Raw genomic sequence first — 13,612 nt, forward strand, 5'->3', positions numbered from 1 at the left:
CACTCAGCCCCCTGCCTGCACAAGCGCGACATACCTGCGAATGGCCGGCGCCGTTTCATGGCGCCGCCACAGCAGGGACAGGTGCGACGAGAGACGCGCGCCCGACAGCTTGCGGTACACTAGGCCGGGCATGCTCACATGCCCTTCCACCGAGCCGGGCACCACGGCCACCCCCTGCCCCAGCGACACCTGCGCCAGCACCGCCACCAGGCCGCCTGGCTGCGGGCCCAGCGTGGGCACGAAATTCCCCTGCGCCGCGAGGTCCAGCGTGCCCGAGATCTGCTCGGGCAGGATGAACGTTTCACCGCTGAGATGCCTGGGCGTGATCCGCGCGAGCCCCGCCAGTCCCGAGGCGGCGGGCAGCGCCAGCACGAAGGGTTCGTCCGGCAGGCGCAACGCCTCGATGCCAGGCGGCAGCGCCATGGGAGAACGCACGTAGGCCACGTCCAGCCGGCCTTCGCGCAGGGAAACAGGCAGCGTGTCCATCGGCGCTTCCCAGGCCGAGAGCGTCACCGCCGGATAACGCGTCCGGAATGCCGCCACCTGCGCCTGCAGGATGCCCGCATAGGCGGCCGAGGCGACATAGCCCAGGGCCAGCGCGCCGGTTTCGCCGCGCGCCTCGCGCTGTGCCCGCAACTGCGCGGCCTCGAACTGGGCGACCGCGCGGCGCGCCTCTTCCCGCAGCACCAGGCCTGCTGGCGTCAACGTGACACTGCGCTGGCTGCGTGCGAACAGGCGCACGCCCAGCTCGGCCTCCATGTCCTGGATCTGCCGGGTCAGCGTGGGCGTTGCGATGCCCAGCGCGGCCGCCGCGCGCGTGAAGTGCAGCGCGTCGGCCAGCGCGAGGAAGTAGCGGAAATGGCGCAGTTCCATGAGGGAGGGGAGAGGGATCCACCGGATTGTTAGCTTACTCCTAACAATATTCCCCAAACTGATGAACATGCAGGCAGATAGGCAGGATTAATCTGGCAGGCATGCTTTCCTCAAAGACAACACCCATGCAAGACAGCCACCCCGCCAATCCGCGCGCCGCGTTGCTGACCGCATCGGCCTGCTGCGCGCTGATCGTGCTGGACACCAACATCGTGGCGGTGGCGCTGCCTGCCATCGCCACCGACCTTTCCGCCACGTTCGTGGACATCGAATGGGTCGTCAGCGCCTACATGCTGGCCTTCGCCGCCGGCCTGCTGAGCGGCGGCGCGCTGGCCGACCGCTACGGGCGCCGCCGCATGCTGCTGGTGGGGCTCGCGCTGTTCGTCGCGGCATCGCTGGGCTGCGGCCTGGCGCAGACCGCCTTGCAGTTGAACGTGGCTCGCGCGGCCAAGGGCGTGGGCGCGGCGCTGTTGCTGCCCGCGGCGCTGGCCTCGATTGCCCACGCCTTCCACGAGGAAACCGCGCGCGCCCGGGCCTGGGCCTTCTGGGGCGCCTGCATGGGCGTGGCCATGATGATCGCGCCGGCCCTGGGCGGCGCCATCAGCCAGGGCCTGGGCTGGCGCTGGGTCTTCCTGCTGAACCTGCCGGTGGGCGCCGTGCTGGCGTGGTCGGTCTGGCGGCACGTCGCGCCGTCGCGCGACCCCGGCACCGCCAGGCTGGACCTGTGGGGCAGCCTGTGCTTCTGCGCCAGCCTGTTCCTGCTGATCTGGGCGCTCATCGACGCCAACCAGCTGGGCTGGTCCCACGCGGCAACCTGGGGACGCCTGCTGGGCAGCGCCGCGCTGCTGGCGCTCTTCGTGCTGGTGGAACGGCTGCAGCAGCGGCCCATGGTGGACCTGGCGCTGCTGCGCATCCCCCGCCTGCGCGGCGCGCTGCTGGCGATGGCCGCCTATGCCGGCTGCGCGCAGGTCATGATGACGCTGATGCCCTTCTATCTGCAGATCAGCCTGGATTTTCCAGGCTTGCGGGCAGGCCTGGGCATGCTGCCTTTCGCGGTCACGCTGCTGCTCTTTCCGCGCGTGGGCGTCTCGCTGTCGCGGCGCCTGTCACCCGGGGCGATGCTGGCGACGGGGCTGGCGCTGGTGGGCACCGGCAACCTGCTGGCCGCCTGGGCGGCGTGGACGGGCGGCTACCTGCCCTTCGCGCTGGCGATGGCCGTCACCGGCAGCGGCGCGGGCCTGCTCAATGGCGACACGCAGAAGAACATCATGGCGTGCATTCCGCGCGAGCGTGCCGGCATGGCATCGGGCATGAGCACCACCACGCGCTTCACCGCCATCGTGCTGGCCTTCGCCTTGCTGAGCGCGCTGCTGGCCCACCAGGCCGAGGTCCGCCTGTCCCGGGAACTGGGCGTGACCGCGCAGGCCGATGCCCTGGCGGGACGGATCGTGGCAAGGCTGGCAGGGGGCGACCTGGCGGGCGCCATGCAGGAAGCGCCTGCCGGCCAGCAGGCCGTGCTGGCGCCGCTGGCCCGCCAGGCCTATGCCCAGGGCTTCGCCTGGGCCTTGCTGGCCGCGGGCATCGCGGCGTGGCTGGCCGCCTGGCGCGTGCGCAGCCTGATGCGTCATCCCTTGCCGGTGGCGCCCACGCCTTCCGGCGCAGGCCCTTCGCCGACGAAACGCAGTCCCACGCCGGGCTCGGTGACGATGTAGCGCGGCGCGACCGCCGAGTCGCCCAGCTTGCCGCGCAGCTTGCCGGTCAGGACACGCAGGTAGTGCGTGTCCTGCTCATGCGTCGGCCCCCACATCTGCCGCATCAATTGCGGTTGCGTCACCACCCGGCCCGCATGCGCAAGCAGCAGCGTCAGCAACTGGTATTCCTTGCGCGCCAGCGTCACCGCCAGCCCCGCCACCGTGACCTCGCGGCGGCCCGGGTCGATGCGCAAATGCCCATCGTCGAACACCGCCACGGGTTCGTCGCCCGCCGCATGCGCACGCAGGAGCACCCGGATGCGCGCCATCAGTTCCTGCGTGCCGAAGGGCTTGGTCACGTAATCGTTGGCGCCCGCATCCAGCGCGGACACGATCTGGGCTTCACCCGACCTGACGGTCAGCACCATCACCGGCGCCTGCGACCAGCCACGCAATTCACGCAGCACGTCCAGGCCATCGAGATCGGGCAGTCCCAGGTCCAGCACGACGAGGTCGGCGCCGTGCGCGGACAGCTCGGACAAGCCCGTCGCGCCGTCCGCGCACGACGTGACCTGATAGCCCTGGGCACGCAGGGTGATGTCCAGGAAACGGCGGATCTGCGCCTCGTCGTCGATGACCAGGATGCGGAAGGCGTGACTGGCGGCGCGTGCGGCAGGGGGGTCAATCATCGTCATCGTCCTCCTGGCCGGCGGCGGGCCCGCCCGGCGGCTGGGTCAGCGGCAAGGTGATGCGCAGCGTGGTGCCGCGCCCTTGCGGGCCGGGGAACGCCTGCACCGTGCCGCCATGCGCGCCGATCATACCCTGGCAGATCGTCAGGCCCAGTCCCGTGCCGTGGCGGCCCCGGTCGCCCCGCTCGACGCTGTAGAACATGTCGAAGATGCGCTCGCGCTCGGCCTCGGGAATGCCCGGTCCCTGGTCGCTGACATCGACGCGCAGCCGGCCCTCGACGACGCTGGCGCGCACCTGCACGGCGGCCCCCTCGGGCGAGAACTTCGCGGCGTTCTCCAGCACGTTGAAGACCGCCTGCTCGACCAGCGCCGGATGCACCCAGATCTCGGGCAGCGCGGATGGCGCATCGATCTCCAGTTGCACGTCGGGCTGGTAACGGCGCAGGCGGCGCGCGGCCGACCCCAGCAGTTCATCCACGCCGATCCAGTCGCGGTTCAGCGCCAGGCCTTCGTGCCCCAGGCGCGTCATGTCCAGCAGGTTCTGGATGTAGCGGTCCAGCCGCTCGCCCTCGACCGTGATGGTGTCCAGCAGGCTGCGGCGGTCCTCCGGGGGCATCGCGTCGGCATAGCTCGACAGGCTGCTGGCCGCGCCGATCATGGCCGCCAGCGGCGAACGCAGGTCGTGCGACACCGACGACAGCAACGCGGAACGCAGGCGCTCGGTTTCGGCGCCCACACGCGCGGCCTGGAGGTCTGCCACCAGCCGGGTGCGCAGGGCCGCCTGGCCGATGTCGTCAATCATCGCCTCGGCCAGGCGACGCGCGGCATGTTCCTCGCGCGTCGCGCCATCCGCGTCGCGCAGGCCCACCACGCCCAGCGTGCCGCTGTCATGGCGCACCGGCAGGAAACGCCAGGACGCGCCCGCCAGGGTGTCGCTGCCCCTGCCCGTGGGCTGGCCATGCTGCTGCGACCAGTCGGCGGCGCGCTGGTCGATCTCCGACAGCGCCGCGGCTGGCGCGGGGCCGGTGGCCTCGCCGATGCGTATCCACACCTGTCCGCCCAAGGCCGACTGCAAGGCGTCCCGGCCTGCGCGCATGACCTCGCCCAGATCGGCCGCGCTGGCCAGTTGGCGCCCCAATGACTCCAGCGTGGCGGCATGCGTGTTCACCGCCCGCAACGCCAGGACCTGCGCGCGCAAGGCCGAGGCCAGGCGTCCCGCCAGCAGCGCCGCCAGCAGGAAGGCGCCAACGGTGACCAGCCCCTGCCGCGCGGTGATCTGGAAGGTCTCGCGCGGATCGATGAAGAAATAGGTGTAGCCCAGGAAGCAGAGGCCCGCCGTCACCACCGCGCCCGTCATGCCGGTGCGCGCGGCCACCGCCAGCACCGCCAGGATGAAGACCATGGACAGGTCGTCCATGCCCAGCCACGCTTGCGCGCCCCAGGCCAGCGCAATGGCTGCCGCGGTGGCCGCCACAGCCAGCAGCATGTCCTGGCCGCGCGGCGGCGTGAGCGCCTGGCGCCAGGCCTGGCGCGCGCGGGCGCGTACCGGTGGCGGGTTGACCAGCGTGATCTCGTAATGCGCGCCGCGCTGCAGCAAGCGCTGCGTCAGCGTGCGATTGAAGGCGCGCGCGATGGGACGTTCGCGGGTGCGGCCGATGAGGATGGCCGACACGCCGGCCCGCCCCGCGTAATCCAGCAAGGCATCGACCACGTCGGCGCCACGGATCGTCTCGGTCTCGCCGCCCAGCTTGCGGGCCAGCGAGAAGGCGCGGTCCAGTTCGCCCTGGCACGCCGCGTCGCGCCTGTCATGGGTGGCCACCGTCACCACCGTCCACGGCGCATCGCGCCGCTCGGCGATGCGCCGCGCGCGCCGCACCAGGTATTCCGACTGCCCGCCGCCATCGACGGCCACCAGCACGCGCGACCGCAAGGCGGGCCCCGCCAGGCCCCGCGCCGCGTGAGTGTCGCGCAGATCGCTGTCGACCCTTTCGGCCGCCGTCTGCATGGCCAGTTCGCGCAAGGCCGCCAGGTTCGATGGCGAGAAGAATGCCTGCAGGGCCTGCGTGGCAACCTCGGCCACGTAGACCTTGCCCTGGTTGAGCCGTTCGATCAGCTCGCGCGTGGGCAGGTCCACCAGGCGGATGTCGCGCAGCCGGTCCAGCACGGCGTCGGGCACGGTTTCCGCCACGCGCACGCCGGTGATCTCGTGCACCACGTCGTTCAGGCTTTCCAGGTGCTGGATGTTGACGGTGGCATAGACGTCGATGCCGGCGTCCAGCAACTCCATGACGTCCTGCCAGCGGCGCTCGTGGCGGCAGCCCGGCGCATTGCGATGCGCCAGTTCATCGACCAGGGCGATGCCGGGACGGCGGGCCAGCAGCGCATCGAGATCCATGTCCTCCAGCGTGCGGCACTGGTAGCGCAGGCGCCGGCGCGGCAGGACGTCCAGCCCCGCCACCAGCGCCTCGGTTTCGGGGCGGCCGTGCGTCTCGACCACGCCGATGACCACGTCCGCGCCCTGGCGGCGCAGCTCGCGCGCCCGCATGAGCATGGCGTAGGTCTTGCCCACGCCGGGCGCCGCGCCCAGGAACAGGGTGAGCCGCCCCGCGCCCTCGCGCTGGAGGGCGGTCACCAGGGCATCGGCCTGCCGGTCGCGGTCACCGTGTTCGGTCATGGGCGCATAGTATCCAAGGCCAGGTTCAATTTCAGCACGTGCACGCGCGGCGCGCCCAGCACGCCGAACTGCGCGGCCTCGGTGTGCGCCGCCACCGCGGCACGCACGCGCTCGGGCGCCAGCCCGCGCGCGCGCGCCACGCGCGCCACCTGGATCTCTGCGGCGGCAGGGCTGATGTGCGGATCCACGCCGCTGCCGGATTGGGTGACGAGATCGTCCGGCACGGCCTCGGGCGGCACGCCTTCGCGGGCGGCCACGGCGGCGGTGGCCCCGGCGATGCGCCGCTGCGCATCGGGGTTGCTGCGCGCCTGGTTGCTGCCCGCCATCGCCATCGGGTCATGGCTGGCGGACGATGGGCGCGAGTGGAAATACGTGTCGCCCGCGAATGGCTGGCCCACCCAGGCCGAGCCCACGATCCTGCCATCGCGCTGGATCAGGCTGCCGGCGGCCTGCCCGGGAAACAGCAGGCCGCCCAGGCTGGCCGTGGCCGCGGCATAGGCCAGGCCGAAGCCCAGCAGCGAGATGGCCGCGAAGCCCAGGCTGGCGCGCAGCAGGCCGCCCTGGCGGCGGGCGGGCCTGGCCGCTGCCGGCGCCTCATGGCGCGGCTGCGGATCGCGCGCGGCGGAGGGAAGAAGGGTATCGGTGCTTTCGGTACGCATGAGGGTGTGCCTCTTCAGAACAGGCCCGGCGCCGACAGCGCCAGGTCGATGAGCTTGATGCCGGCGAAAGGCAGCAGCACGCCGCCCACGCCATAGACCAGCATGTTCCGGCGCAGCAGCGCCGTGGCGCTGGCCGGCGTGAAGCGCACGCCACGCAATGCCAGCGGGATCAGCAGCGGAATGATGAGGGCGTTGAAGATGAGCGCCGACAGCACCGCGCTGGCCGGGCTGGACAGCTGCATGACGTTCAACGCCGCCATCTGCGGCAGCGCCCCCGCGAACAGCGCGGGCAGGATCGCGAAGTACTTCGACACGTCGTTGGCCAGCGAGAATGTCGTCAGGGCGCCACGCGTGATGAGCTGCTGCTTGCCCACCTCGACCACCGCCAGCAGCTTGGCCGGATCGGAGTCCAGGTCCACCATGTTGCCCGCCTCCTTGGCGGCCTGCGTGCCGGCGTTCATGGCCAGGCCCACGTCGGCCTGCGCCAGCGCCGGCGCGTCGTTGGTGCCGTCGCCCACCATCGCCACCAGGTGGCCCTTGGCCTGCTCCTGGCGGATCAGCGCCAGCTTGTCCTCGGGGCGGGCCTGGGCCACGAAATCATCCACGCCGGCCTCCGCCGCGATGGCGGCAGCGGTCAGCGGGTTGTCGCCCGTCACCATGACCGTGCGCACGCCCATCTCGCGCAGGCGGGCGAAGCGCGCCTTCACACCGTGCTTGACCACGTCCGACAGGGCGATCACGCCCAGCGCCTGTGCGCCGTCGGCCACGACGAGCGGTGTGGCGCCGGCGCGCGCGACCTTGTCGACACGGTCGCGCAGCGCCTCGGGCACCTGGCCCCCACGCTCGCGCACCGCGTCGAACACTGCGTCGGCAGCCCCCTTTCTCAGGCTGCGCAATGCGCCATCGGCGCCAGGCAGGTCCACGCCGGACATGCGCGTGCGGGCACTGAACTCGACCGCCTGCGCCGCCCGAGGCGCCCGGCTGTCCGAGCCCTGGGCACGTGCCAGCTTCGCGATGGACTTGCCCTCGGGCGTGGGGTCCGCCAGCGATGCCAGCAAGGCGGCCTCGCGCAACACGGCGACATCGATGCCGGGCGCGGGATGGAACGCGGTTGCGCTGCGGTCGCCATGCGTGATCGTGCCGGTCTTGTCCAGCAGCAGGATGTCCACGTCACCCGCCACTTCGACTGCCTTGCCCGACTTGGCAAGCACGTTGGCCGACAGGGCGCGGTTCATCCCGGCGATGCCGATGGCCGGCAGCAGGCCGCCGATGGTGGTGGGAATCAGGCAGACCAGCAGCGCCACCAGCACCACCGGATCGATGGCCAGCCCCACGAAGCCCGCGATGGCAGGCAGCGACAGCACAACCACGAGGAAGATCGCCGTCATGGTGGTCAGGAGGATCGACAGCGCGATCTCGTTGGGCGTCTTCTGCCGATTGGCCCCTTCGACCAGGGCGATCATGCGGTCCAGGAAACTGTCGCCCTGCGCGGCGGTCACGCGCACCACGATGTGGTCGGACAACACCTTGGTGCCGCCGATGACGCTGGAACGATCGGTGCCCGCCTCGCGCAGCACCGGCGCGGACTCGCCGGTGACGGCCGCCTCGTTCACCGTCGCCAGGCCCTCGATGATCTCGCCGTCGGCGGGAATCATCTCACCCGCCTCGATCTCGACCAGATCGCCGGCCTGCAAGGACGCGGCCGCCACGCGGGTCCACTGGCGGTCGTTCAGGCCGTTGAGACGGCGCGCCGTCAGGTCTCGGCGGGCCTGCCGCAGGGATGCGGCCTGGCCGCGCCCGCGCGCCTCGGCCACGGCCTCGGCGAAGTTCGCGAACAGGACCGTGATGAACAATGTTGCCGTGACGCTCCAGCCGAACACCGGCGCGCTGCGGCCCGCGAGCGTCAGCAGCGCGGTGACGATGGTGCCGCCCCAGACCACGGCGATGACTGGCTGGCGGATCACGTGGACGATGGACAGCTTGGCGAAGGAAGCCCAAAGCGCGGCGCGCAGCCCCTCAGCGTCCAGGCCGGCGGCGCGATGCGCGCGGACTGGCGCGGCGGCGCTCCCAACGTCGGCCGCGGGCAGATCAGGCAGATTGGATTGCATGGCGAATTCCTCTTGCCGCTTATCGCGGCAGCAGCGAAAGATGGTCGGCCACCGGGCCCAGCACCAGCACGGGCATGAACTGCAGCAGCACCAGGATGACGATGATGGCCAGCAGCGTGAGCGCGAAAGTCGGTGTCTCGACCCTCAGGCTGCCTGCAGTCTCGGGCGCTGGCCGCTTGGCGGCGAGCAAGGCGGCCACGGCCAGCGGGATGATCAGGCCGGGGAAACGCCCCAGCAGCAGGGCCGCCGTCGCGCTCAGGTTCCACCAATACGTCGCGTCGCCCAGGCCTTCGAAGCCCGACCCGTTGTTGGCGAACGCGGAAAGGTATTCATAGAACACCTGGCTGATGCCATGGAAGCCGGGGTTCGACACGCCCGACGCGTCGGGCATGGCCAGCGTCGCGGCAGTCAGCCCGAGCAGCACGAGCGGTTGCAGCAGCACCAGCACGGCCAGCAACCGGATCTCGGGCGCCTCGATCTTGCGTCCGAAAAGCTCCGGGCTGCGGCCTGTCATGAGCCCGGCGATGAATACGCCCAACAGCAGATAGACGAGGAACTGCTGCAAGCCGCAACCCACGCCGCCCCAGATGGCGTTGATCAGCATGTTCGCCATCGCCCCCAGGCCGGTCAACGGCGCGGCCGAGTCGTGCATCATGTTGACCGACCCGTTGTTGACCTGCGTGGTCAAGGATGCCCAGGCCGCGGAGGCCGTCACGCCCAGGCGGACCTCCTTGCCCTCCATGATGGCGGGCGCATCTGCGCCCTCGACCCAGATCATGGCGCCGGTCGACACGATCGACATGAACAACATGCAGCCCATGACCATGAGGCCAAAGCGGGGCCGCCGGGTGAAGGGACCGATCATGAAGATCACGCCGACGGGCACGAGCAGGATGGCAAGCATCTCCAGGAAGTTGCTCAGGGGCGTCGGATTCTCGAGCGGCACGGAACTGTTCGGCCCATACCAGCCGCCACCGTTGCTGCCCAGTTGCTTGGCCGCCACCATCGGCGCCACGGGGCCCAGGGGGATCTTCTGCTCGGACATCCCGGCGGAGGCATCCAGCGGCGTGGCGACCGGCCCGCCCGACAGGGTGGAGGGCACGCCCTGCGAGGTCAGCAACAGCGCCCAGGCCAGGCACAAGGGCAGCATCACGCGCACGGCCAGCCGCAGTACGTCGGCCCAGTAATTTCCGACATCGACGGCATCGGCGCGCGCGCCACCCTCGGGCGACGGCGCCACCTGCGCCGCGGCGCTGTCCTCGGGCCGGCGCCCGCCGAACAGGCCTCGCAACGTGGCGGCGAGCACCCCCAAGGCCATCAGCGGCGTGACGACCTGCAATCCGGTGACAGCCACCATCTGCGCCAGATAGGATAGCTGGGCTTGCCCGCTGTAGTGCTGCTGGTTGGTGTTGGTCAGGAAAGACACGGCCGTGTGCAGGGCGAGGTCCCAGCGCATGTTGGGCACGCCGTCGGGATTGAGCGGCAGCCAGGCCTGCGTGATGAAAACCAGCCACGCAAGCAAAAGCAGCGCGCCGCTGCTTGCCGCGAATGCCGCCGCATAGCCGCGCCAGCCCATGCCCCGGGCCGGATCAGTGCCCAGCAGCCGATAGATGGGCCTTTCGATCCACAGGAAAAGCCCATCGAACCGCGAGGGCTCCCCGCGCAAGACCCGCGCCAGGTAGTGTCCCAGCGGCCAGCCCAACGCCAGCGCTGCCGCGAAGACGAGAAGAACGTCGATCATGTCACTGCTCCCCAGAAGGAAATCATCCAGCGGCTGGCAGTATCGATTCGGAACCCGTAACTTCTCCATGCCACGCTCGCTGGCCGCGCGTAACTTCCGCGTAAAATCTGCGTGCCCGCCTCCAGACACCCCGCCTCCACCGCCTGTCCTCGACTTGGTTCTCCCCGCCTTCCCCTGCGCCGGCACGTTGACCCTGCGCGGCCTGCGCCAGGCCGACCGGGGGCCCTACGACCTGCAACTGCCGCCCGGCACCTGCGCGCTGGTGACCGGCCGCTCGGGCGCGGGCAAATCACGGCTGTTGCGCATGGCGGCCGATCTCGATCCTCACGAAGGCCAGGCATGGCTGGGCGAGCGCGCGCGCGACACCATGCCCGCCCCCCTCTGGCGCCGCCAGGTCTGCTATGTGCCGGCGGAGCCGGGCTGGTGGGACGACAGCGTGCGCGCGCACTTCCCGCATGCCGAATTGGCGGCGCCGCTGCTGGCGCGCCTGGGCCTGCCCGACGACATCCTGGACGCCCCCGTGGCGCGGCTTTCCACTGGCGAACGCCAGCGTCTGGCCTTGCTGCGCGCGCTCAGCCCATGCCTGCGTTGCCTGCTGCTGGACGAGCCCACTGCCGCGCTGGACCCCGACACCGCGCAACGCGTCGTCGCGTTGCTGCAGGACGTGAAGGCCGCAGGCGTGGCGATCCTGCTGGTCACCCACCATCCCGGCCAGTTCGATGCGCTGGCAGACGTCCGCCACGCGCTGGCGCCCGGCGGCCTGGAAAGGCAGCAGCCATGACGCCGCTCCTTCTCAGCCCGCTGGATCTCGCCATCGCCGCGCTGCTGCTCGTGGGCAGCGCCTGCCTGTCGGTCTGGCTGTCCCTGGGGGTGCAGCGCCCGCTGCTGGTGGCGGCTGCCCGCATGGTCGTCCAGTTGCTGCTGGTGGGCTTGATCCTGCAGAAGGTGCTGGCCACCGCCTCGCCCTGGCTGACGGCGCTGGTCGTGCTGGCCATGATGGGCGCGGCCAGCCATGCCGTGGGCACCCGTCAGCGCCAGGGCCTGCGCGGCCCGTGGATGCTGGGGCTGAGCACGACCGTGGTGAGCGTGACCACGCTGGCGGTGACCTTGCTCGCCTTGCAGACGGCGCTGCGGCCCGACCCCTGGTACGACGCGCGCCATGCCATTCCGCTGGCGGGCATCGTGCTGGGTGGCGTCATGAACGCGGCCAGCCTGGCACTGAACGATCTCTTTCACGCGGTGCGCCGCGAGCGGACCGCCATCGAGGCCCGCCTGGCATTGGGCGCCAGCCGCCGCGAAGCCTTCCAGGGCGTGGCGCGGCGGGCGGTGCTGACGGGCATCATGCCGCACGTGAACCAGATGACGGCGGCCGGCATCATCACCCTGCCCGGCATCATGACCGGCCAGGTCCTGGCCGGCATGGACCCGATGGAAGCCGCCAAGTACCAGATCCTGCTGATGTGCCTGCTGGGCGCCGGCAGCCTGCTGGCCGCCGTCGGCGCCACCAGTCTGGCGGTTCGGCGGCTGAGCGATACGCGCGACAGGCTGCGGCTGGATCGGCTGCGGGACCCGGCGCGGACAGGCAGGAAGCCGTGACGGGCGGCCCGTCCTGCTTGCCCGGCAGGCGTCCGCCGGGCACATATTTTGAAACATGTTCCCGGGGGGCGTCCCTGGTTAACCCCCTGGCCGTACGCAGCCTGCCTGGCGTACAGTGACGGCAAGTTGCCCAACGAGGCAACCCGCCATTTTCACCGGGCGGAAATAGAACAACAGTGGATGCAGCGCTTTACCTGGTTTCAGCTATGAAGGGGTAACCATGAAGCACATCCAACGCCGCATGCTCGCCGCCGTGGCCGCCTGCGCCCTGCCCTGTGCCGGCCATGCCCAGTTCACCCGAACGGCCACCGCCACGTTCCCTGTCACCCTGACCATCACATCGAATTGCGTCATCAGCGCGGCGCCGCTGGCTTTCGGCTCGACCTCGCTGCTGACGACCAACCTCGACTTCCAGAGCACGGTCAACATCACCTGCACCAACAGCACCCCTTACGCCGTGGGACTGGACGAGGGCACCGGCACCGGCTCCACGGGCACCACGCGCTTCATGGCGGGCACGACGTCCGGCAATACGTCCACCGTCAGCTACCAACTGTATCGCGACGCGAACTACACCGACGTCTGGGGCGTGACCGTGGGCACCAATACCGTCAGCGGCACGGGCAATGGCAGCGCGCAGCCCATTCCGGTGTATGGCCGCGTTCCGCCGCAGGCGGCGCCCACCCCCGACAGCTACACCTCCACCGTCACCGCCACGGTCAATTTTTGAACCGGGCGGCACAGATGGCGACGCCCAAGATATGGCGGCGTCTGACAGGATTTTGCCTGGCAACGTGCGCGGCAGGCGTACTGGCCCAGGGCACCAGCCTGCAGATATCCCCCGTCCAGATCCACCTTTCACTGGCGCAGCAAGCCACCACCCTGACGTTGCGCAACGCAAGCAGCGAGCCCATGTATGGCCAGGTGCGAGTCTTCGCCTGGCGCCAACGCGATGGCGAGGACGTACTCGATCCCACGCAGGAAATCGTCGTCACGCCGCCGCTCATCCAGGTCGCGCCCGGCACCACGCAGGTCATCCGCCTGCTGCGCATGGGCAGCGCGGACAAAGGGGAACGCGCCTACCGCCTCATCATCGACGAGATTGCCAAGCCCATGCCCGACCCCGTGTCCGGCGTCCAGGTGCGGCTGCGCTATTCGGTGCCGGTCTTCATCGGCGGCGGGGCGGGCAAGCCGCAGGAGGAACTGCGCTGGATGGTGTCGCGGCGCGGCCAGGATTGGGTGCTGCGCGTGGCCAATGCAGGCCCGTATCGGGCGCAGATCAGCGCGGTGACGCTGACCGCGGGTGGCAGGACACAGTCGCTGGGCGAAGGCTTGCTGGGGTATGCGCTTTCCAGCAGCGAGCGCGAGTGGGTGTTGCCCTTTTCCCTGCCCGAACAAGGGCCCGTCACCGTGCGAGCCACCGTGAATACGCAAGCACTGGAAGCGACGGCGGCAAGGCCCGCGCCGTAGCGCCCCCTCTCATGTACGCCATGCCGCCTCGCGACCGCAACGACAACCATGACGACGGCCGCCCTCCCGAAACGGCCGCCTTGCGGCCGATCACGATGTCACGCCGGCGCC

11 protein-coding genes are annotated in these 13,612 nt (G+C 70.5%); 5 read left to right on the forward strand and 6 right to left on the reverse strand.

The window, feature by feature from the left end; genetic code table 11:
• Positions 1-3: 3 nt before the first annotated feature.
• The gene (locus ODI_RS16990) at positions 4-873 is read right to left on the reverse strand and encodes a LysR family transcriptional regulator (protein ID WP_067750114.1); all 870 of its coding nucleotides are present in this window, start codon (positions 871-873) and stop codon (positions 4-6) included.
• 125 nt (positions 874-998) lie between these two features.
• On the opposite strand from ODI_RS16990, the gene ODI_RS16995 reads away from it, so the two are divergent.
• Positions 999-2,585, forward strand: a complete 1,587-nt coding sequence (locus tag ODI_RS16995; RefSeq protein WP_067750112.1) for an MFS transporter — start codon at positions 999-1,001, stop codon at positions 2,583-2,585.
• Here the strand turns inward: ODI_RS16995 and ODI_RS17000 are convergent.
• The 5 genes from ODI_RS17000 to kdpA are packed head-to-tail and all read right to left on the reverse strand — an operon-like array spanning position 2,498 to position 10,435.
• On the reverse strand, positions 2,498-3,253 hold the full coding sequence (locus tag ODI_RS17000; protein ID WP_067750110.1) for a response regulator: 756 nt from the start codon (positions 3,251-3,253) through the stop codon (positions 2,498-2,500). The genes ODI_RS16995 and ODI_RS17000 overlap by 88 nt on opposite strands.
• Positions 3,246-5,927 carry a sensor histidine kinase gene (locus ODI_RS17005; protein WP_067750108.1) on the reverse strand — a complete coding sequence of 894 codons (2,682 nt, stop codon included), beginning with the start codon at positions 5,925-5,927 and terminating at the stop codon, positions 3,246-3,248. The genes ODI_RS17000 and ODI_RS17005 overlap by 8 nt, the downstream gene beginning before the upstream one ends.
• On the reverse strand, positions 5,924-6,586 hold the full coding sequence (kdpC, locus tag ODI_RS17010) for a potassium-transporting ATPase subunit KdpC (protein ID WP_082985159.1): 663 nt from the start codon (positions 6,584-6,586) through the stop codon (positions 5,924-5,926). The genes ODI_RS17005 and kdpC overlap by 4 nt, the downstream gene beginning before the upstream one ends.
• A gap of 14 nt (positions 6,587-6,600) precedes the next feature.
• Positions 6,601-8,694 (reverse strand): potassium-transporting ATPase subunit KdpB, encoded by a 2,094-nt coding sequence (gene kdpB, locus ODI_RS17015; RefSeq protein ID WP_082985158.1) that lies wholly within the window; start codon positions 8,692-8,694, stop codon positions 6,601-6,603.
• A 19-nt stretch (positions 8,695-8,713) separates the two neighbouring features.
• Positions 8,714-10,435: a potassium-transporting ATPase subunit KdpA gene (gene kdpA, locus ODI_RS17020; RefSeq protein ID WP_067750106.1), complete on the reverse strand. Its 1,722-nt coding sequence runs from the start codon at positions 10,433-10,435 to the stop codon at positions 8,714-8,716.
• A 154-nt stretch (positions 10,436-10,589) separates the two neighbouring features.
• Between kdpA and ODI_RS17025 the strand changes: the two genes are divergently transcribed.
• The 4 genes from ODI_RS17025 to ODI_RS17040 all read left to right on the forward strand — a co-directional run bounded on the left by ODI_RS17025 (position 10,590) and on the right by ODI_RS17040 (position 13,501).
• Positions 10,590-11,216 carry an ABC transporter ATP-binding protein gene (locus tag ODI_RS17025; protein ID WP_197707105.1) on the forward strand — a complete coding sequence of 209 codons (627 nt, stop codon included), beginning with the start codon at positions 10,590-10,592 and terminating at the stop codon, positions 11,214-11,216.
• Complete coding sequence (locus tag ODI_RS17030; protein WP_067750102.1) at positions 11,213-12,031, forward strand: ABC transporter permease; 819 nt, start codon at positions 11,213-11,215, stop codon at positions 12,029-12,031. The genes ODI_RS17025 and ODI_RS17030 overlap by 4 nt, the downstream gene beginning before the upstream one ends.
• 220 nt (positions 12,032-12,251) lie before the next feature.
• Positions 12,252-12,761 carry a Csu type fimbrial protein gene (locus ODI_RS17035; protein ID WP_067750099.1) on the forward strand — a complete coding sequence of 170 codons (510 nt, stop codon included), beginning with the start codon at positions 12,252-12,254 and terminating at the stop codon, positions 12,759-12,761.
• Between the two features lie 14 nt (positions 12,762-12,775).
• A complete protein-coding gene (locus ODI_RS17040) occupies positions 12,776-13,501 on the forward strand; it encodes a fimbrial biogenesis chaperone (RefSeq protein WP_067750097.1) in 726 nt (241 codons plus the stop codon).
• Positions 13,502-13,612: the final 111 nt, after the last annotated feature.

It is taken from the genome of Orrella dioscoreae (assembly GCF_900089455.2).
Classification (GTDB): Bacteria; Pseudomonadota; Gammaproteobacteria; order Burkholderiales; family Burkholderiaceae_B; genus Orrella; species Orrella dioscoreae.